This window comes from Pseudonocardia sp. DxW (genome assembly GCF_058448985.1).
In genome coordinates this window covers 396,985-416,457 of sequence record NZ_JBZFLK010000002.1, presented here as the reverse complement: position 1 = coordinate 416,457, position 19,473 = coordinate 396,985, and the positions used below count along the sequence as shown (strand labels likewise).

Annotated in this window: 19 protein-coding genes; 8 read left to right on the top strand and 11 right to left on the bottom strand. The window is 76.0% G+C overall.

Annotation, left to right across the window (positions count from 1 at the left end):
• The first annotated feature begins 95 nt into the window (after nt 1-95).
• Together ACVJO7_RS04700 and ACVJO7_RS04695 are read left to right on the top strand one after the other, a co-directional pair.
• Entirely contained in the window at nt 96-728 is a 633-nt protein-coding gene (locus ACVJO7_RS04700) for a class I SAM-dependent methyltransferase (protein WP_344025261.1), read from the top strand.
• A gap of 154 nt (nt 729-882) precedes the next feature.
• Nucleotides 883-2,607, top strand: a complete 1,725-nt coding sequence (locus tag ACVJO7_RS04695; RefSeq protein ID WP_491671867.1) for a DEAD/DEAH box helicase — start codon at nt 883-885, stop codon at nt 2,605-2,607.
• Nucleotides 2,608-2,626: 19 nt separating this feature from the next.
• Here ACVJO7_RS04695 and ACVJO7_RS04690 read toward each other — a convergent pair whose 3' ends face one another.
• On the bottom strand, nt 2,627-3,493 hold the full coding sequence (locus ACVJO7_RS04690) for an EamA family transporter (RefSeq protein ID WP_491671939.1): 867 nt from the start codon (nt 3,491-3,493) through the stop codon (nt 2,627-2,629).
• Between the two features lie 367 nt (nt 3,494-3,860).
• On the opposite strand from ACVJO7_RS04690, the gene ACVJO7_RS04685 reads away from it, so the two are divergent.
• Nucleotides 3,861-4,046, top strand: a complete 186-nt coding sequence (locus ACVJO7_RS04685; protein WP_085911435.1) for a DUF7455 domain-containing protein — start codon at nt 3,861-3,863, stop codon at nt 4,044-4,046.
• Nucleotides 4,047-4,242: 196 nt separating this feature from the next.
• Here the strand turns inward: ACVJO7_RS04685 and ACVJO7_RS04680 are convergent, their stop codons facing one another.
• A complete protein-coding gene (locus tag ACVJO7_RS04680) occupies nt 4,243-5,940 on the bottom strand; it encodes a choline dehydrogenase (RefSeq protein WP_491671866.1) in 1,698 nt (565 codons plus the stop codon).
• Nucleotides 5,941-6,081: 141 nt separating this feature from the next.
• On the opposite strand from ACVJO7_RS04680, the gene ACVJO7_RS04675 reads away from it, so the two are divergent.
• A complete protein-coding gene (locus tag ACVJO7_RS04675; RefSeq protein WP_491671865.1) occupies nt 6,082-6,549 on the top strand; it encodes a hypothetical protein in 468 nt (155 codons plus the stop codon).
• Nucleotides 6,550-6,561: 12 nt separating this feature from the next.
• Here the strand turns inward: ACVJO7_RS04675 and ACVJO7_RS04670 are convergent, their stop codons facing one another.
• Nucleotides 6,562-7,296, bottom strand: a complete 735-nt coding sequence (locus tag ACVJO7_RS04670; RefSeq protein WP_491671864.1) for a GAF domain-containing protein — start codon at nt 7,294-7,296, stop codon at nt 6,562-6,564.
• A gap of 191 nt (nt 7,297-7,487) precedes the next feature.
• Between ACVJO7_RS04670 and ACVJO7_RS04665 the strand changes: the two genes are divergently transcribed.
• Genes ACVJO7_RS04665 through ACVJO7_RS04650 form a run of 4 tightly spaced genes read left to right on the top strand, consistent with a single transcriptional unit; the run spans nt 7,488 to nt 10,766 of the window.
• Nucleotides 7,488-8,492, top strand: coding sequence for an ABC transporter substrate-binding protein (locus tag ACVJO7_RS04665; RefSeq protein WP_491671863.1), 1,005 nt, complete (start codon nt 7,488-7,490; stop codon nt 8,490-8,492).
• Nucleotides 8,489-9,241 carry an ABC transporter permease gene (locus ACVJO7_RS04660; RefSeq protein WP_491671862.1) on the top strand — a complete coding sequence of 251 codons (753 nt, stop codon included), beginning with the start codon at nt 8,489-8,491 and terminating at the stop codon, nt 9,239-9,241. The genes ACVJO7_RS04665 and ACVJO7_RS04660 overlap by 4 nt, the downstream gene beginning before the upstream one ends.
• Entirely contained in the window at nt 9,238-9,975 is a 738-nt protein-coding gene (locus ACVJO7_RS04655; RefSeq protein WP_491671861.1) for an ABC transporter ATP-binding protein, read from the top strand. Before ACVJO7_RS04660 ends, ACVJO7_RS04655 begins: the two co-directional genes overlap by 4 nt.
• A 26-nt stretch (nt 9,976-10,001) precedes the next feature.
• Nucleotides 10,002-10,766: a cobalt-precorrin-6A reductase gene (locus tag ACVJO7_RS04650; protein ID WP_491671860.1), complete on the top strand. Its 765-nt coding sequence runs from the start codon at nt 10,002-10,004 to the stop codon at nt 10,764-10,766.
• Between the two features lie 70 nt (nt 10,767-10,836).
• Here ACVJO7_RS04650 and ACVJO7_RS04645 read toward each other — a convergent pair whose 3' ends face one another.
• The 8 genes from ACVJO7_RS04645 to ACVJO7_RS04610 form a co-directional block, all read right to left on the bottom strand.
• On the bottom strand, nt 10,837-11,853 hold the full coding sequence (locus tag ACVJO7_RS04645) for an alcohol dehydrogenase catalytic domain-containing protein (protein WP_491671859.1): 1,017 nt from the start codon (nt 11,851-11,853) through the stop codon (nt 10,837-10,839).
• Nucleotides 11,853-12,947, bottom strand: coding sequence for an alanine racemase (locus ACVJO7_RS04640; protein WP_491671858.1), 1,095 nt, complete (start codon nt 12,945-12,947; stop codon nt 11,853-11,855). The genes ACVJO7_RS04645 and ACVJO7_RS04640 overlap by 1 nt, the downstream gene beginning before the upstream one ends.
• A 25-nt stretch (nt 12,948-12,972) precedes the next feature.
• Entirely contained in the window at nt 12,973-13,446 is a 474-nt protein-coding gene (locus tag ACVJO7_RS04635; RefSeq protein WP_491671857.1) for a GNAT family N-acetyltransferase, read from the bottom strand.
• 44 nt (nt 13,447-13,490) lie between these two features.
• Nucleotides 13,491-15,056 carry a precorrin-2 C(20)-methyltransferase gene (locus ACVJO7_RS04630; protein WP_491671856.1) on the bottom strand — a complete coding sequence of 522 codons (1,566 nt, stop codon included), beginning with the start codon at nt 15,054-15,056 and terminating at the stop codon, nt 13,491-13,493.
• Complete coding sequence (locus ACVJO7_RS04625) at nt 15,053-15,691, bottom strand: precorrin-8X methylmutase (protein ID WP_491671938.1); 639 nt, start codon at nt 15,689-15,691, stop codon at nt 15,053-15,055. Before ACVJO7_RS04625 ends, ACVJO7_RS04630 begins: the two co-directional genes overlap by 4 nt.
• A complete protein-coding gene (locus ACVJO7_RS04620) occupies nt 15,688-16,866 on the bottom strand; it encodes a ferredoxin-like domain-containing protein (RefSeq protein WP_491671855.1) in 1,179 nt (392 codons plus the stop codon). Before ACVJO7_RS04620 ends, ACVJO7_RS04625 begins: the two co-directional genes overlap by 4 nt.
• Nucleotides 16,867-16,948: 82 nt before the next feature.
• Nucleotides 16,949-17,944, bottom strand: coding sequence for a C40 family peptidase (locus ACVJO7_RS04615; RefSeq protein WP_491671854.1), 996 nt, complete (start codon nt 17,942-17,944; stop codon nt 16,949-16,951).
• A gap of 100 nt (nt 17,945-18,044) precedes the next feature.
• Nucleotides 18,045-19,466: a sodium:solute symporter family protein gene (locus ACVJO7_RS04610; RefSeq protein ID WP_491671853.1), complete on the bottom strand. Its 1,422-nt coding sequence runs from the start codon at nt 19,464-19,466 to the stop codon at nt 18,045-18,047.
• Nucleotides 19,467-19,473: the final 7 nt, after the last annotated feature.

Sequence of the window (19,473 nt, the reverse complement as noted above, 5' to 3'; positions counted from 1 at the left end):
CCGCCCGGTAACCGGCCCACCCCGCCCGAGCCGTAACCGGCCCACCCCGCCCGAGCCCCAACCCGGCCCACCCCGACCCGCACCCGGGAGCCCCGATGCCGACACCGTCCCCGGCGCCCGCGCCGCCGACCGGTCCGCGTACCGCCCGGCCCGGCGCGTTCCTGCGGGAGTTCCTGCGCGACCCGCTGCACACCGCGTCGCTGCTGCCCAGCTCCCGCCCGCTGGCCGCCGCGGCGAGCGGACCGGTGCCCGGCACCGGCGAACCGGTCGTCGTCGAGCTGGGGCCCGGCACCGGCGCCTTCACCGGGGCGATCGCCGAGAGGCTCGGCGGGCGCGGGCACCACCTGGCGGTCGAGCTGAACCCGCGGCTGGCCGGGCTCCTGGAGCGCGCCCATCCCGGGCTCGACGTCGCCGTCGCCGACGCGCTCGCGCTGCCCGCACTGCTGGCCGAGCGCGGGCTCGGCCGGGCCGACGTCGTCGTCTCCGGGCTGCCCTGGGCCGCCCACCCGGCGACCGGCCGGACGCTGTCCGCGGTGCTCGCCGGCTCGCTGCATCCGCACGGCGTGCTCACCCAGTTCGGTTACACCTGCACCCGCTCGCTGCCGCCGGCCCGCCGGCTGCGCCGCCAGCTGGCCGCCGCGTTCGCCGACGTCACCTGCGGCCCGACGGTGTGGGCGAACCTGCCGCCCGCCTTCGTCCTGACCGCCCGCCTGCCCCGCCACCCCTGACCTGGACCGACGGCGGGCAGCGCCCACCCCGGATCGGCGGGCGGGCGCCGGGCTACCCTGATCGGCGCCCCGCGGCCGGGTCGCCGCCGACCGAGACGCCCGCGGGAGCTCGCAGGTTCCCGCCCGGGAACGACCCACGGACCAGGGGAGACGTGTGTCGGAGACCCAGCTCGTGTCGCCGGAGACCCGCCCGCTGCGGGCATGGCAACGCAGCGCGCTCGCCCGCTACCTCGCCACCTCGCCGCAGGACTTCCTCGCGGTCGCGACGCCCGGCGCCGGCAAGACGACGTTCGCGCTGCGGGTCGCCTCCGAGCTGCTGCGCGACCGGGTGATCGACGCGGTGACGGTCGTCACCCCGACCGAGCACCTGAAGTTCCAGTGGGCCGAGGCGGCGGTCGCCGCGGGCATCGCGATCGACCCGGAGTTCCGCAACTCCGCGGGCGGCACCTCGCGGGACTACCACGGCATCGCCGTCACCTACGCCGGCGTCGCCGCGCACCCGATGCTGCACCGCAACCGCACCGAGAACCGCCGGATGCTGGTGATCCTCGACGAGATCCACCACGCCGGCGACGCCCGCAGCTGGGGCGACGCCGTCTACGAGGCGTTCGAGCCGGCCACCCGCAGGCTGGCGCTGACCGGTACCCCGTTCCGCTCCGACGACAACCCGATCCCGTTCGTCGAGTACGTGCCCGACTCCGACGGCGCGCCCCGCAGCCGGGCCGACCACCAGTACGGCTACGCCGAGGCGCTCGCCGACAACGTCGTCCGGCCGGTGGTGTTCCTCGCCTACTCGGGCACCTCGAACTGGCGCACCAGCGCCGGCGAGGAGATCTCCGCCCGGCTCGGCGAGCCGCTCACCCGCGAGCAGACCGCGATGGCGTGGCGGACCGCGCTGGACCCGGCGGGCGACTGGATGCCGTCGGTGCTCGCCGCCGCCGACCGGCGGCTGCAGAGCCACCGCGACGGCGGCATGCCCGACGCGGGCGGCCTGGTCATCGCCTCCGACCAGGCGACGGCGCGCGCCTACGCCGGGCTGCTGCGCCGGATCACCGGCGACCAGCCCGCCGTGGTGCTGTCCGACGAGGCGGGAGCCTCGGACCGGATCGCCGAGTTCGCCCGCTCGCAGGAACGCTGGATGGTCGCCGTCCGGATGGTGTCCGAGGGCGTCGACGTGCCGCGCCTCGCGGTCGGGGTCTACGCGACCTCGGCGTCCACGCCGCTGTTCTTCGCCCAGGCGATCGGCCGCTTCGTGCGGTCGCGGCGGCCGGGGGAGACGGCGTCGGTGTTCGTCCCGAGCGTGCCGGTGCTGCTCGGCCTGGCCAGCGAGCTGGAGGCGCAGCGCGACCACGTCATCGGGAAGCCGCAGCGTCCGGAGGAGATCTGGAACGACGCCGAGCTGAACGAGGCGAACAAGCAGCGCGACGAGCCCGACGACGACAAGGCGTTCACCTCGCTCGGTGCGGACGCCGAGCTGGACCAGCTGATCTACGAGGGTGCCACCTACTCCGCCGACGAGGAGGACTACCTCGGTCTGCCCGGGCTGCTGGAGCCCGACCAGGTGCGGACGCTGCTGTCCCAGCGGCAGGCGGACTGGATCAAGAAGGGGGCGCCGCGCACCGGCGCCCAGGCCCGGGCGACCCCGGCGACCGAGCCGCCGCCGCCCCCGCAGGCTCAGCGCGGGCAGAGCGTCCGGGAACGGCTGCAGACCCTGCGCAAGGAGCTGAACACGCTGGTCGCGCTGCACAACCACAAGACCCGCAAGCCGCACGGGAAGATCCACAACGAGCTGCGGGCGCACTGCGGCGGGCCGCCGGTGGCGATGGCCACCATCGAGCAGCTCGAGGAGCGGATCGCAACCCTGCGCTCCTGGCGCTGACGGCCGGCGGCGGAGCGGATCAGGGAGCGCGTCCGGGCCGTTCCGGGAGCGCCCCGCCGGTGCCGACGTCGCCGGGGGCGGGCTCGTCGCCGTCCTGGGACCGGAGCGCGACGGCGAGCACCACCAGCAGGATGCCCACCGCCTCCAGCCCGCCCGGCAGCTGCCCGAGCATGACCACTCCGATCCCGGTCGCCGTCGCCGGGAGCAGCGCCAGCAGCACCGCGAACCGGGCCTGCCCGACCCGGCGGAGCACGACCTGGTCCAGGACGTAGGGCACCACCGACGACAGCACACCCAGCCCGACGGACAGGGCGAGCACACCCGGGTCCAGCAGCGGTGCGAGATTCGCCACACCGGCGGATCCGTCGGGGCCGACCAGTAGCAGCGGCAGCAGCACGACCGCGGCCACGGTGAAGCCGGTGGCGAGGTCGTCGATCCCGGTCCCGGCCCGGGCGACCCGCTTGCCGAGCAGGATGTAGGCGGCCCACATGGCCGCGGCGGCGAGCGCCCACAGCACGCCGGCCGGGCTGCCGGACCATCGGACGTCGGCGATCAGCAGCACCCCGGCGGCGGCCAGCCCGACGGCGCCGAAGTCGCGCAGGCGGCGCGACGCCAGCGCGGCGACCAGCACCGGCCCGGTGAACTCGATGGCCACCGTGGTGCCCAGCGGGAGCCGGGCGATCGCCTCGTAGTACGCGACGTTCATCAGGGCCGTGGCCAGGCCGAACAGCCCGGCGCGCAGCAGCCGGACGCCCCGCCAGGCGGCGCGCCCGGGGCGCCGCCAGGCCAGCAGGACCAGTGCCGCTCCGATCAGCCGCAGCTCGGCGACCGCGGACGGCGCCAGCCGGTCGAACAGCCCGACTGCGAGCGCCGCGCCGACGTACATCGACGTGCCGCCGGCGAGGAACAGCAGCGGGGCGGGTACGCGTTCGCCGAACGGTCGTGCACTCACCGGAGCACGGTAGCCCCCGACACACCCTGTTTACCGACGCCCGCTTGCACGGGTGGCTCCCGTCCCCGCATGATTCACACGCAGTCAACTTCATACGCAATAGGTCACCGCGGGTACACCGCGGCGTCACCTGCTCGATCCGGACCCGGTTCGGACGTGACGGGCGTCGCGACTCGCCCCGGGAACACGTGCAGGGGCTTCGAGCGTCTGCTTTAGTGTGGGCGACCCGCCTGGTGCGGTCGTCACAGTGATACGGCGGAGGGTCGCCCGAGGCCCACCGCCGCGACGGAGGGAGACCGCCATGCAGCCCGAAACGCTGACCCGGCCCGAACTGACCCTCACCGACCGCTGTGACCGTTGCGGTGCGGCGGCGAAGGTTCGCGCGATCCTTCCCTCCGGTGGGGAGCTCCTCTTCTGCAACCACCACGGCCGTGCACACGCCGAGAAGCTGCGTGAGTCCGGTGTAGAGGTGCAGGGCGGGGAGTGATTGCCCGCGGGCGTGACTCGTCGCGCCCATCAGACTCGACCGAGCGGGGCGGGGATCCGACCAGGATCCCCGCCCCGCTCGCGTGTGCGATGCCCCGTTCCGGCGCCTGAGATGCGCTGAGCGGGCCGCGGCGCCGGTCCCGAGGGGGGACGGGCCCGGGCCCGATGCCGGGCGGCGTCGTGGACGGTGCTGCTGCTCAGGCCTCGACGAGCCGCCCGGTGACGACGTGGTTGCCGTTGCGCGACGCCGTCGCGGCCGGCTTCGGGTCGGGCGGCAGCGGCGTGTCGCCGAGGATCAGGTCCGCGGCCCGCTCGGCGACCATCACGACCGGCCCGTAGGTGTTGGAGTTCGGGACGTCCGGGAACACCGAGGCGTCGACCACCCGCAGCCCGTCGACCCCGTGCACCCGCATCGTGGCCGGATCGACGACCGCGCCCCGGTCGGTCCCCATCCGGCAGGTACTGGTCGGGTGCAGCCCGTTCTGGGCCCGGCGGCCGATCCAGTCGAGCACCTGCTCCGGGGTGCGGACGCTCGGCCCGGGGAACGTCTCGCCGCCGTCCAGGCCGGCGAACGCGGGCTGGTCCAGCAGCGTCCGGGCGATCTGGATGGCCTCCACCCAGCGCCTGCGGTCCCGCTCGCTGCCGAGGTAGTTGAGCCGGATCTCGGGCGGCACACCGATGTCGCGGGAGGTGGCGCGGACGGTCCCGCGGGCGTCCGACGTCATCACGCTCACGTGCATCTCGTAGCCGTGCCCCGCGGGCCGCACGTCCGGCGCGAACCGCATCGCGACCGGCGCGAACAGGATCATCACGTCCGGGATGCCGCCGGCCAGCGAGGTCGAGGCGAAGCCGCCGATCTCGAAGTGGTTGCTCGCGCCGATGCCGGTGCCGGAGACGAGCCAGCGGGCCGCGGCACCGGGGAGCTTGTGCACCCGCCGGTGGGTCGCCAGCGAGACCGGGCGGACGCAGGCGTGCTGCAGGTGGATCGCGAGATGGTCCTGCAGGTCGGCGCCGACACCGGGCAGCTCGGTGCGCACGTCCACCCCGATCGACGCGAGGTGCTCCGGGTCGCCGACGCCGGACACCTGCAGCAGCTGCGGAGTCGCGATCGCGCCGGCGGCGAGGATCGTGTCCCCGGCGTCGACGTCGCGGAAGGTGCCGTCGCCGGCCCGGTACCGGACCCCGATCACCCGGGTGCCGGTGTGGTCGAACCGCAGCTGGCGGACGTTCACCCCGGTCCGGACCTGCAGGTTCGGCCGGGACGCCGACACCGGGTGCAGGTAGGCGTCGGTCGCGGAGTACCGGCGGCCGCGGAAGATGGTCCGCTCGGTCCGGGAGAAGCCCTCCTGGCGCGGCCCGTTGACGTTGTCGACGACCGCGTGCCCGGCCTGGCCCGCGGCGATCAGGAACGCGTCGTTCAGCGGGCCCGCGGCGGGGGCGCGCTCCAGGATCTGCGGACCCGACCCGTCGGCGTCGAGTGCGATGCGGTACTCGGAGAGCCTGCGCTCCAGCCGCCGGTAGTAGGGCAGGCAGTGCGCCGAGCTCCACTCCTGCAGGCCCGGACCGGTCGCCCAGCGGTCGTAGTCGCCCGGGTTGCCGCGCTGGTAGACCATCCCGTTGATGCTGCTGCTCCCGCCGAGCACCTTGCCCCGGGGGACGGCGACCCGCCGCCCGGCGAGGCCGGGCTCCGGCTCGGAGGTGTAGCACCAGTCGTACCGCGGGTTGCCCCAGGCGTGGGAGAGCGCCGCGGGCATCCGGATGACCGGGTCCCAGCGGTGGTCGGGCTGACCGGCCTCCAGCATCAGCACCGTGCGCGACGGATCCTCGCTCAGGCGGTGGGCGAGCACGGCACCGGCCGACCCACCGCCGACGATGACGACGTCGTACCGCGCCATACCGAATCTCCCGCTTCCGAAGTTGGCACTGTTGGCACTCACCTGCACGGATTGACCCATTCGAGTGAGCAACCCCCCTTGCGGGCTCTCACGGTACGCCGTGCCCCCGGGCCGGGCTCACCGGCCCGTACCCTCACTCGTGTGACCACGGCGGGGGACAACGCTGACGACCCTGGCGGCGCCGGCAGTGCCGGCAACGCTGAGAGCGCCGACGACGCGGACAGGGCGCTGGCCGCGCTGGGCGCCCAACTCGACGCCTCCGTCGCCGATCTGGAGTTCGCCCGACGACGGGTCCGCGAACTGCAGGAACTGCGTGCCCGAGGCCTCGGTTGGAGGGAGATCGTACCGCGCGAGGAGCGGCCGTTGATCGTCGAGACCGTCACCCGAGCGTTGGACGGTCTCGGCGCGATAGGGGGACGCTTCCGTCGTGAGGAGGCGGTCGCCCTGCACGCCGAGGGGGAGACGATCGCCGGCATCGGCCGGTTGTTCGGGGTCAGCAGGCAGCGGGTGTCGGCCTACCTGCAGGAGCACGTCCAGCTGCAGGAGCACGTCCAGCTGCAGGCGCTGCGCGCCGCCGCCGAGGCCGACCACGCGCCCTCGGAGCGCTGAGCCGGCCGGCGCTCAGGCGTCGTCGCGCCGGTGCCGGGCCCGCCGCTGGGCGGGGACCCGCGGCCCGGCGGGCGGTACCCCGGGGCGGCGGGCGGCCGGAATCAGCGCCGTGCGGTCCGGGGGTCGCTCACCGGACGACGGCCGGGGGCCGGTGCCGCGCGGGGCGGCGGCGCGCTGCTCCAGCCGGGCCAGCTCGCGGACGTCGCGGATCCGGGCGGCGAGTGCCGTCGTCACCACCTGCAGCGCGCCGGCGAGCCGATCGGCCGGCCGGGCCGCGGAGTCCCGGCGGTCGAGCAGCTGCAGCGCACCCGCGGCGTGCGCGCCGACGAGCACCGGCACGGTCAGCGACCGCACCAGCCCGCAGCCGGCCGCGACCGCGGCCAGGCCCGGCGGATCGGCCCGGGCGAGGTCGGGCGTGACCAGCACCCGGACGTCGTGCGCGGTGCGCAGCGCGGGACCGGCGCCGGAGCGGGCCTGCAGCTGGCCGATCCGGGTGGCCGCGGTGTCCGAGCCGAACACCCGCCGCCGCTCCGGATCGCGCGGGTCGGCCGGCTCGTGCAGGACCAGCACCGCGCCGGCGACCCCGGCCGCGGGCACCAGCGCCACGCAGATCCCGGACAGCATCGCCGCGACGTCGACGTGTGCGACGGAGGTCGCACCGGCCTGCAGCGCCACCCGCACGAGCGCCGGGCCAGGATCGGGTGCGGGCCGCCCGGGAGCGCCCGGGGGCCAGAGCGAGGCCGCCATCTCGTCCTTCCGTGTACCGCCGTGGTCGGCCCGAGGATATCGACCGGGTGACGGCGCCGGGCGGTGGCGCGGCTGGGATATCGTCCGGACGTACCGCGGGAGCCCGCGCACCGAGGCTGAGAGGGCGGCAGGACCGGCCGCCGACCGTTCGAACCTGATCCGGTTGACACCGGCGTAGGGAGGCCGCCCCCGTGCGCGCTCGTGTGCTGTCCCTGTTCGGGGCACTGCTGCTGCTCGTCCTCACCGGCTGCTCCGGCGGCGCCCCGGCGTCCGGGCCGGTGCGGGTGGCGCTGGACTGGACACCCAACACCAACCACCTCGGGCTGTTCGTCGCCCAGCAGGCGGGCTACTTCGACGAGGCCGGCCTGGACGTGGAGTTCCTGCCCTGGAACGCCACCTCGCCGGACACCCTGGTCGGCACCGGCGCCGCCGACTTCGGCATCAGCTTCCAGGACTCGTTCACCTTCTCCAGGGCCGCCGGCGCCGACATCACCTCGGTGATGGCGATCCTGCAGCACTGGGCCACCGAGGTCGCGGTGCGCGCCGACCGCGACGACATCCGCTCCCCGCGCGACCTCGACGGCAAGGTCTACGCCGGGTTCGGCGGGCCGGGCGAGATCCCGAAGATGCAGGCCGTCATCCGGGCCGACGGCGGCCGCGGCGAGTTCACCACCGAGGTGCTCAACACCGCCGCCTACGAGGCGCTCTACGCCGGGCGGGCCGACTTCACCGAGCCGTTCGTCAACGTCGAGGGCATCGAGGCCGAGCTGCGCGGCGAGCCGATCCGGACGTTCCGCTACACCGACTACGGCTTCCCGGACGCCTACAACGTGCTGCTCATCGGCAACTCCACCCGGCTCGCGGAGGACCCGGAGCGGGCCCGCGCGTTCGTCGGCGCGGTGCAGCGCGGCTACCGGCTCGCCGCCGACGACCCGGCCGGGGCGGCCCGGATGCTGAAGGAGGCCAACCCGGGTGCCTTCACCTCCGACGAGCTGGTCGACCGCGGCGCCGCGATGCTCGCCGAGCGCTTCCTGCGCGACGAGCAGGGCCGGGTCGGCTTCCAGACGGCCGAGCGCTGGTCCGGGTTCTCCGGCTTCCTGTACTCCACCGGCTCGGTCACCGGCCCGGTCGGCGCACCGGTCACCGAGCTGCCGGACTTCGCCACCTGGTTCACCAACGACTACCTGACGCCGTGATCCGCAGGCTCGGGCCGGCCCTGCTGGTCGTCGGGCTGCTGCTGGCGGCCTGGCAGGTCGCGGTGACCGTGTCCGGCGTCGCCCCACAGGTGCTGCCCTCGCCGGCCCGGGTGCTCGAACAGGGCTGGGCGTTCCGCGACGCGCTGTGGGCGAACACCCTGCCGACGGTCCAGGTGACGGCGATCGGCTTCGCGGTGTCGCTGGTGGTGGCCTGGTCGGTCGCGGTGGCGGTGGACTTCTCGCCGTGGCTGCGCCGTGCGCTGACCCCGCTGCTGGTCGCCTCGCAGACCCTGCCGGTGATCGCGATCGCCCCGTTGCTGATCATCTGGTTCGGTTTCGGGCTGCTGCCGAAGGTGCTGGTCATCGCGCTGGTGACGTTCTTCCCGGTGGCGGTCGGCCTGATCGAGGGCTTCGCGGCCACCGACCGGTCGGCGACGGCGCTGCTGCGCAGCATGGGCGCGGGCCGCTGGCAGCGGTTCCGGTACGTCCGGCTGCCCGGGGCGATGCCGTCGTTCTTCACCTCGCTGCGGATCGCCATCACCTACGCCGTGACCGGCGCGATCTTCGCCGAGTACGTCGGCGCCCGGGCCGGGCTGGGGATCTTCATGCAGCTGCAGCGCAACCAGTTCCGCACCGACCTGGTGCTGGCCGCGGTCGCCGTGACGGCCGCGCTGTCGGTGACCCTGTTCGGCCTGACCTACCTGGTGCAGCGCCTGGTCACGCCGTGGTACCGGGGGGACCACCGGTGAAGGTGTCGGTGCGGGACCTGTCGGTGTCCTACGGCGATCGCCCGGTGCTGTCCGGCGTCTCGCTGGACGTCGCGGCCGGCGAGTTCGTCTCGGTGGTCGGCCCGTCCGGCTGCGGCAAGTCCACCCTGTTCGGGGCGCTGACCGGGATCCTGGACGGCGCGACGACGACCGGCACGGTCACGGTGGACGGCGGCCCGGTGCGCGGGGCGCCGTTCGGCTACATGCCGCAGCAGGACCTGCTGTTCCCGTGGCGGACCGTGCTCGACAACACCACCCTCGGCCTGGAGGTCGCCGGGGTGTCCCGCCGCGAGGCCAGGGCGCGCGCCGGGGAGCTGTTCGAGCCGTTCGGCCTGGCCGGGTTCGAGCAGTCCCGGCCGGGCGAGCTCTCCGGCGGGATGCGGCAGCGCGCGGCGCTGCTGCGCACCGTCGTCGGCGGGCGCGAGGTGCTGCTGCTCGACGAGCCGTTCGGCGCGCTGGACGCGCTCACCCGCACCGGCATGCAGGAGTGGCTGGACGCGATGCGCGGGCGCTACGGCTGGACCACCCTGCTGATCACGCACGACGTGCGGGAGGCCGCCTTCCTCTCCGACCGGGTCGTGGTGTTCTCGCCGCGCCCGTCCGCCGTCCGCCGGGTGGTGCCGGTGGACCTGCCCCGCCCGCGCACCCGCGCGATGCTCACCGATCCGCGGATCGCCGCCGTGGAGGCCGAGCTGCTGGACGTCCTGCACTCCTGAGCGCCCCGCCGCCTAGCCTGGGCGCCGTGACCGGTCCGCGCACGGTGCTCGTCCTCGGCGGCACCACCGAGGGCCGGGCGGCCGCGGCGGAGCTGGCCGCCCGGGGCGGCGTCCGGGTGATCTCCTCGCTGGCCGGGGCGGTGCGCAGCCCTCGGCTGCCCGACGGCGAGGTGCGGATCGGCGGCTTCGGCGGACCCGGCGGGCTCGCCCGCTTCCTGCACGCCGAGCGGGTGTCCGCGGTGCTCGACGCCACGCACCCGTTCGCCGCGACGATGACCGCCAACGCCGCCGCCGCCTGCACCGCCACCGGGACCCCGCTGGTGGTGCTGCGCCGGCCCGGCTGGACGCCGGTCCCGGGGGACCGCTGGCACCGGGTCGGCTCGGTCGCCGCGGCCGCCGCCGCGGTCCTGCCAGCGCTGCCCGCCCTGCCGCCTGGGCAGCGCGGGCGGGTGCTGCTCACCACCGGGCGCGGCGGGCTGGCCGAGTTCGCCCGCGTCGACGCCGAGATCTGGATCCGGGCCGTCGACCCACCGGACGGGCCGCTCCCCGAGCGGCACACGCTGCTGCTCGACCGCGGCCCGTTCACCCTCGACGCCGAGCGGGCGCTGCTGGACCGGGTGCGCCCGCACGTGCTGGTGACCAAGGACTCCGGTGGGGACGCCACCGCGGCGAAGCTGGTGGCCGCGCGGGAGCGAGGGATCGGCGTCGTCGTGGTGGACCGGCCCGGGGTGCCGCCCGGGGTGCCGGTGGCGGACACGGTCGCCGCGGCCCTCGCCCGGCTCCCCTGCTGATCGACCCTGCTGATCACCGATTGTGGAGCGCCGCACCCACCCGGCGGCCGCCGCGCTCCACAACCGGTGATCACGCCACGACGACGGTGAGCGAGCCCGGCTCCGGCTGCGCGGCCAGCGCCGCCGGGGCGGCGGCCAGCGGGATCCGGTGGGTGACCAGCCGGGCCGGATCGAGCCGCCCGGTGGCGACCAGCTCCATCAGCGCCGGGTAGTCGGCGGCGGCCATCCCGTGGCTGCCGGTCAGCACCAGCTCCTTGGCGATCATCTCCGGGACCGGGACGGCCGGGTCCCCGCTCAGCAGCCCGACCTGCACCAGCACACCCTGCGGGCGCAGCGCCCGGATCCCGAGGGCCAGCGCCTCGGCCCGCCCGGCGGCCTCCACGGCGACCCGGGCGCCGCCGTCGCCGATCAGCTCGCGCACCCGGTCCGGGCCGGCCGCCGGATCGAGCGTCGCGACCGCGCCCAGCCGTTCCGCCCTGGCCCGCGCCGCCGGTGACGGATCGGCGACCACCACGTCGGCGCCCAGCGTCCCGGCCACCAGCACCGCGGCCAGCCCGACCCCGCCCGCGCCGATCACCAGCACCGTGTCGCCGGGGACGATCCCGCCGCGGCCGGTGAGCGCCCGGTAGGCGGTGGCGACCCGGCAGCCGAGGAGCGCGGCTCCGGCGGCGTCGGTCCCGTCCGGCAGCGGCACCAGATTGTGGTCGGCGTGCCGCAGCGCGACCAGCTCGGCGAACGCGCCGTCGTGGGTGAAGCCGGGCTGCTTCTGGTGCGGGCAGACCTGGGACCGACCGGCCCGGCACTGCGCGCAGGTCCCGCAGCCGCACACGAACGGGGTCGTGACCCGGTCGCCGATCCGCACCCGGCGCACGTCCCGCCCGGTCGCCACCACCCGGCCGGCGAGCTCGTGGCCGGGCACGAACGGCAGCGGGACACCGTCGTCGTGGCCGAGCCAGGCGAACCGGTCGCTGGCGCACAGCCCGGTCGCCTCCACCCGGACGACGGCACCGTCCGGGGCGGGCACCGGATCGGGCAGCTCGACGAGCTCCGGCGTGGCGCCGAAGGCGGTGACCCGGACCGCCCGCATCAGGTGTTCGCCCCGCGCGCGTCGACCGGCCAGCGGTCGACGACGGTGTCCCCGCCCGCCCCGCCGCTGCTGATCACGACCAGATGATCGGCCAGGTTCACCGCCGAGCACACGTGGTTGGGGACCACCCGCACCCGGCTGCCCGGTTCCGGGACCGGCTCGTCGCCGAACGCGACGGTGGCGTGGTGCTCGGACAGCGCGGTGACCCGGGCGTCCGGGTGCCCGGGCAGCCGCCCGTACCCGGAGGCCCACGGTGCCCGGTCGGCGCCGAGGGTCTTGCTGCCCGCGTCCAGCACGGCGTGCCCGGGGCGGGCGTGCACCACGGTGGCGACGGCGGTCAGCGCGCACCGGTCGAACCCGGCCGCGTCCAGCTCGACCTGCTGGGCGTCGCCGAACACCGACACCCCGGGCCGGGTCTCGGTCGGCGCCCACCGGTCGGGCGGCCCGGGGGAGAGGTCCTCGGTCGGGCTGGACCCGCCGCTGCGGACCAGCGGTTCGATCCCGGCGGCGGCCAGCTCGGCGGCGGCCGCGGACAGCGCGGCGACCTCGTCGGCGGCCGCGGCGGCGCGGGCGCCGGGGGCGTAGGCGTGCCCGGGGAAGGTGAACACCCCGGCCACCGCCAGCCCGGCGGCCCGGGCCCGCGCGGCGAGGCCGCCCGCGTCGCCGGGGTCGACCCCGGTCCGGTGGTGCCCGGAGTCGACCTCCACCAGCACCTGCGCCGGCGCCCCGCGCAGGGCCGCGGCCAGCCGGTCCGCGCCGGCGACCGAGTCGACGCCGATCCGCAGCCGGACCCGCCCGGCCAGCGCACGCAACCGGTCCGCCCGGCCGCCCGCCGCCCACACCGGGTAGGCGAGGAACAGGTCGTCGACGCCGGCGGCGGCGAACACCTCGGCCTCGGCGACCGTCGCCAGGGTCAGGCCGGCCGCGCCGTGCGCGAGCTGGCGGCGGGCCACCGCGACGCTCTTGTGCGTCTTGGCGTGCGGCCGCCAGACGAGGCCGCGCCGGCGGGCCCGGTCCGCGCCGTCGGTCAGGTTGCGTTCCAGCACGCCGGCGTCGACGGCGAGGAACGGGGTGTCGAGATCCTCGGTGCGCATCGCGGTGATCGTCGCATCGGGCGGCTCACCCCGGGCGCAGGTCCCGGGTCATCAGCATCAGCGCGGCCGGGCCGTCGTCGCCGGGGACCGTCCGGAAGCCGGTCTTCGCGTAGAAGGCCAGCGCGCGGGCGTTGCCCGGCTCCACCTTCAGGGTCAGCCGGGACCGCCCCTGCTCGAGGGAGACCGTCACCACGGCGTCGACCAGCGCACCGGCCACCCCGGTCCCGCGGGCCTCCGCGGCGACCCACATGCCGTAGAGGTATCCCTCGTCGTCGGCGGCGGAGGGGCGCCAGCAGGCCGTCCCGGCGGGCCGCCCGTCCCGGTGCGCGACGAACCGCGCGTGCCGGGCGAGCACGCCCCGCCAGGCGGCCTCGTCCAGGCCGGCCTGCTCGTGCAGGAAGTCGCTGTCGGGTCCGAACGACTCCCGGACCGAGGCGAGCCGGACCTCCCGGGCCAGCGCCCAGTCGTCGGGGCACAGGCGGTGCACCGTCGTCGTCATCGCCCGAGCCCTCCCCGCCTGCCGTCGGCGGTGACGGTAGCGGCTCAGCCGGTGGTCGTCCCGGTCGCGTAGTGCCGGGGGGTGAAGACGACCGGGCCGCCGTCGCGGTCGACGACCCGGGTGGTCGACGAGCCGACGATCACCAGCGTGCGCATGTCCACCAGCTCCGGGTCCAGCTCCCCGAGCGTGGTGACGGTGATCCGCTGCCCGGCGCCGCCGACGTCGCGGCCGAGCACCACCGGGGTGTCCGGGGAGCGGTGCTCCAGCAGCACCTCGCGGGCCGCGCCGACCTGCCACGGCCGGGCCTTCGACCGCGGGTTGTAGATCGCGATCGCCAGGTCCGCGGAGGCCGCGGCGCGCAGCCGGGCGGCGACCACGTCCCACGGCTTGAGCCGGTCGGACAGCGAGATCATCGCGTGGTCGTGCCCGAGCGGGGCGCCGACCGCCGCGGACACCGCCTGCGCCGCGGACAGCCCGGGCAGCACCCGGACCGGCACGTCGCGGTACTTCGGCCCGGACGCGACCTCCAGCACCGCGGCGGCCATCGCGAACACGCCCGGGTCGCCGGCCGAGACGACCGCGACCCGCCGCCCGGACGCGGCCAGGTCCAGGGCGTGCGCGGCCCGCTCGGACTCCACCCGGTTGTCCGACGGGTACCGATTCTGCCGCGGGTTGGGCGGCACCCGGTCCAGGTAGGGCCCGTACCCGACGAGATCGTCGGCGACCGACAGCGCGGCTGCGACCTGCGGGGTCAGCCAGTCCCGCCCGGCGGGCCCGGTGCCGACGACGACGACCTCGCCCGGCCCGCGCACCGACGCCGGATCGGCCGGATCGGGGCCGACCCGGTGGTCGTCGTTCTCCTGGTCGGGCACCGACGAGGCGATGTCGCCGGGCACCAGCGCGATGGCGAAGTAGGGCACCCCGCCGGCGTCGACGTCGCCGACGGCGCCGGTGCGCTGGCCCTCCATGGTGGCCCGCTCCACGTAGTGCGCGCGGTCCAGCTTCCCGGCGTCGGCGAGCGCATCGCGCACGGTGCCGAAGGTCCGGCCGAGCTTCATCACGGCGGCCGAGTCGGTGTCGGCGAGCCGGCGGGCCAGCTCGTCGCGGGGCAGCGTGCCGGGCAGCACGGTGAGCACCTCGTCCCGCTCGACGAGCGGGCGGCCGAGCGCAGCGGCGGCCCCGCTGATCGAGGTGACGCCGGGCACCACCTCGGTGCGGTAGCGGCCGGCGAGCCGCTTGTGCATGTGCATGTAGGAGCCGTAGAAGAGCGGATCGCCCTCGGCGAGCAGGACGACGTCGCGCCCGGCGTCGAGGTGCGCGGCGAGCCGGGCGGCGGCCTCGGTGTAGAACTCGTCGATGGCGCCCTGGTAGCCGCCGGGATGGTCGGTGGTCTCGGTGGTGACCGGGTAGACCAGCGCCTCCTCGATCGCGGTGCCGGACAGGTGCGGCTCGGCGATCCGGCGCGCGATGGACCGGCCGTGCCGGGCGGAGTGGTAGGCGATCACGTCGGCGTCGCGGACCAGGCGGGCCGCCTTGATCGTGGTCAGCTGGGGATCGCCGGGGCCGAGGCCGACGCCGTAGAGGGTCCCGGCGGGGAGGGCGCTGCTCACGCGATGATCTCCTGCTCGTGGGCCAGCGCGTTCAGCGCGGCGGCGGTGATCGCCGAGCCGCCGCGGCGGCCGTGCACCACCAGGTGCTCCAGGTCGGTGCGGGCGGCGAGGGCCTGCTTGGACTCGGCGGCGCCGATGAACCCGACCGGGATGCCGAGCACGGCGGCCGGTCGCGGCGCGCCCCGGTCGATCAGGTCGAGCAGGTGGAACAGCGCGGTCGGGGCGTTGCCGACGGCGACCACGGCACCGTCGAACCGGTCGGCGAGCAGCTCCAGCGCGGCCGCCGAGCGGGTGTTGCCGATCCGCTGCGCCAGCTCCGGCACGCGCGGGTCGCGGAGCAGGCAGAGCACCTCGTTGCCGGCCGGGAGCCGGGCCGCGGTCACCCCGGAGGCGACCATCATCGCGTCGCACAGGATCGGCGCGCCGCCCTTCAGCGCCCGCCGGGCGGCGTCGACCAGGCCGTCCGAGGCGGCGATGTCGGTGGTCAGGTCGACCTGGCCGCAGGCGTGGATCATCCGCACCGCGACGTCGGCCATCCCCGGTGGCAGGCCGGTCAGGTCCGCCTCGGCGCGGATCGTCGCGAACGAGCGCCGGTAGATCTCGGCGCCGTCGGTGATGTAGTCGTGGCCGCTCAGCGGGTGCTCCTCGGTCGGTCGTGCGGTGGGGCGGTGAGCGCGCCGGGCGCGCCGTCGATCAGGTAGGTGCCGGGCCCGGTGGCGACGGCGTCGGCGTGCGGGGTGTGCGGGGCGCCGCAGCGCCGGGCGCAGCCGACGACGTGCACCGGCCGCCCGGGGCCGCGCCGGATCAGCGCCCGGGCGTCGCCCCGGACGTCGGCGAGCGACTTCGCGCAGCCGGGGGTGCCGGCGCAGGCGCTGACCCGCAGCGCGGGATGGTCCGGATCGGTCACCAGCCCGGCCGCGCCCAGCCGGGCGGCGGCGCCGGGCACCGGGCGGGGGAGGACCAGCGTCCGCCACGGCGTCACCACCAGCTCCGGTGCGGTGTCGGCGAGCACCTCCAGGTGCCCGGCGGACAGCTCCCCGAGCACCGGGGCCGCCCCCACCGCGCCGCCGCCGAGGTCCCCGACGCCGGGCGGCGCGCCGTCGAGCGTTGCGAGATGGTCGTCGCCGGAGCCATCTCGCAACGCTCGGCCGCCGGTTCCCAGCAGCGCGGCGATCCGGTCGGGGGCGTCGTCGAGCTCGGCGGTGCGCCAGGTGCCGGTGTCCAGGGTCAGGAACGCCTGCGCGGCGTCGAGCAGCAGTGCGGGGGCGCCGGCCCGGGGGCTGGCCAGGCCGGTCCCGGTCCCGGCGACGACGAGCTCGCCGTCGTCCGGGGAGATCGCCCGCCAGCACAGGTCGGGACGCTCCCCGGCGACGTCGCCGCGGCCGTCGTCGAGGGCGAACAGGAACCGGCCGGACAGCCGGGCGAGCCCCGGCCGGGCGCACAGCCCGCGGTCCAGCGCGGCGGCCAGCCCGCGCACGTCGGCGAGTCCGCCGGTGATCCCGGACAGCGGGGAGGCCAGGATGTTCCGGACCCGCTCGTGGGTGGTCGAGGGCAGCAGCCCGGCCTCGGAGAGCCGCGCGACCGGCCGCGGATCGGCCGGATCGAGGCCGCGCAGCTGCAGGTTCCCGCGCGAGGTGAGGTGCACCGACCCGTCGCCTGCGTCGCGGGCGAGCGCCGCGACGGCACGCAGTGCGGCCGCGGCGATCACGCCGCCGGGGAGCCGGATCCTGGCCAGCGCACCGTCCGCCGCGAGGTGCGGCGACACGACGCCCGGACAGGCGTCGGCGCGGGTACGGGCGGTCGTCGGCACGCCGGTCACTGTAGGCACACCGGGACCCGCGGGGCGCCCGCGCGGGGCGGCGGCATCGGTCACACGCCGGGCGCGGACCAGGTCAGGCCGGGTCGGGCAGGTGCCGGCGCGCCCCGGAGTAGCTGTCGTCGAACCGGACCGGGGTGACCCGCACCGGGGTGGACGCGTCGAACGCCTCGATCATCTGCCCGTCGCCGACGTAGATCGCGACGTGCGTGGCGGGCGAGTTCCAGAACAGCAGGTCGCCGGGCCGCAGGTCGTCCTTCGCGACGGCCCGGCCGCCGGTCGCCTGGTCGGACGCGTCCCGGCCGATCGTGATCCCGTGCAGCTCGTGCACCAGCCCGGTCAGCCCGGAGCAGTCCGGCGCGAACCCGGAGCGGCCGCCCCACAGGTAGGGCCGGTCCAGGAACAGCCGGGCGGTGCCGACCAGGTCCTCCCCGGTCGCCGGTTCCGGCCCGCCGATCCGCAGGTGCGCCGCGTCGATCCAGGCGGTGCCGCCGTCGGTCAGCGACACCTGCACGCCGCCGGAGTCGCCGGAGAGCACCGGCAGCCGGGTGCCCGCGCTGATCTCGCGGAGCCGCTCGGTGCGCGTCTCCTTGGCGTAGAGCCAGGTGGTGGCGACCCCGTCGACGGTGCCCGCGGGCAGCGCCGCGGTGAGCCCGGCGAACGCGACACCGGGGGTCAGCTGGGCGGACGGGATCCAGCCCGGATAACCGCGGTCGTCCTTCGCGCTGGGCTGGCCGGGGACCGCGACCCGGGTCCACTCGTCCCGGCGCTCCAGCACCTGCACCGGGGCGCCGTAGAGGACCTGGGTCTGGGTGCGGGACGCGGTGGTCAGCTCGCGCCGGTCGGCCGCCGTCATCGCACCGAGCCAGCCCGCCGGATCGGCGGGCGCGGCGACGGCGGAGCGGTCCAGCGCGCGCGGGCTGGTGGGGGAGGTCCACACGGTGGCGACCGAGACGCCGACGTACGCCCGCTCGGCGAGCGGGTCCTGCACCGCCGTCGCGTGCGCCGCGGGCAGGGTGAGCGCCGTGACCAGCACCGTGCCGAGCAGCACGGTGAGGATGCGTCGGGTCACGGTGGCTCTCCCGCCGGTGGAGGTGGGTCGTGCCGGGAGAGCGTCGACCGGGGGACGGGTCCGGGCAAGCAGGCGCACCGGGGCCGTCCCCCGTCCGGGGTCAGCGGGCGGCGGAGCCCGCCCGGCCGCTGCGCCGGTCCCACTCGGCGCGGACGTCGTCACCGGTCGGGGTGGTCAGCAGCGACACCACCACGAACACCACTAGCCCGGAGCCGATCCCGGCGAACACCGGTTCGTTCGCGTAGAGGTCGCCGAGCACGAGCATGGTGCCGAGGGTGGCGACGGTGCCGACGCCCATCGCGGCGAGCGCCCCGGCCCGGGTGGCGCGCCGCCAGAACAGACCGCCCAGGATGGGCACCAGCAGCCCGCCCACCAGGATGCCGTAGGCCAGGGTCAGCGCGGCGACGACGTCCTGCAGCAGCGACGAGATCACGATCATGATGACGCCGAACCCGGCGACCGCCCACCGGTTCCCGGACAGCTCGTCCTCGGCGGCGGCGGCCCGCCGGAACCGGGACATCAGGTCCTGGTTGAACACCGTCGCGGTCGCCAGCAGCGCGCCGCTGGAGGTCGACATCACCGCGGCCAGCGCGGAGGCGAGGACGAGCCCGGCGGCGACCGGCGGCATCGCCTCGGACACGATCGCGGCGAACGCGTCGTCCCGCTCGGCGAGGCCGGGCACGATCACCTGGGCGGCGGTCCCGATCAGCGCGCCGGCGACACCGTAGGCCAGGCAGTACAGCCCGGCGCCGATTCCGGCCCAGCGGGCGACGCCGGGGGAGCGGGCGGTGAACACCCGCTGCCAGATGTCCTGCCCGATCAGCAGGCCGAAGCCGTAGGTGACGAAGTAGGTGAGGATCGTGCCGCCGCCGATCGAGGTCAGCGACAGCGCGTCCGCCGGGACGGCCGCGGTTAGCCCGTCCCAGCCGCCCGCCCGCCACAGCACGATCGGGAGCAGCACCAGGAAGATCCCGATCGTCTTGATCAGGAACTGGACGAAGTCGGTGAGCGTCACCGACCACATCCCGCCGAGCGTCGAGTAGACGACGACCACCGCGCCGCCGAGCACGATCGCCGGGACCCGGCCGATGTCGAGCAGCACCCCGAAGATCGTCGCGTAGGCGATCGTCGAGGTGACCGCGAGCATCAGGGTGTAGGCCCACATGACGATGCCGGACGGCGCGCCGAGCCCGGTGCCGTAGCGCAGCTCCAGCATCTGCCCGACGGTGTACACCCCGAGCCGCTGGATCCGGCCGGCGAACAGCAGCGACAGCGCCAGGATGCCGGTGCCGATCGCGACGACCAGCCACATCCCGGAGATGCCGTACTCGTAGCCGAGCCCGACCCCGCCGATCGTGGACGCCCCGCCGAGCACGACGGCGGCCATCGTGCCCGAGTACAGCCACGGACCGAGGCGGCGCCCGGCGACCAGGAAGTCGCTGCGGTCCCGGGTGCGGTGCCGCCCCCAGAAACCGAAGGCGATCATCGCGACCAGGTAGACGACGACGACGGCGAGATCCACGGGGTGC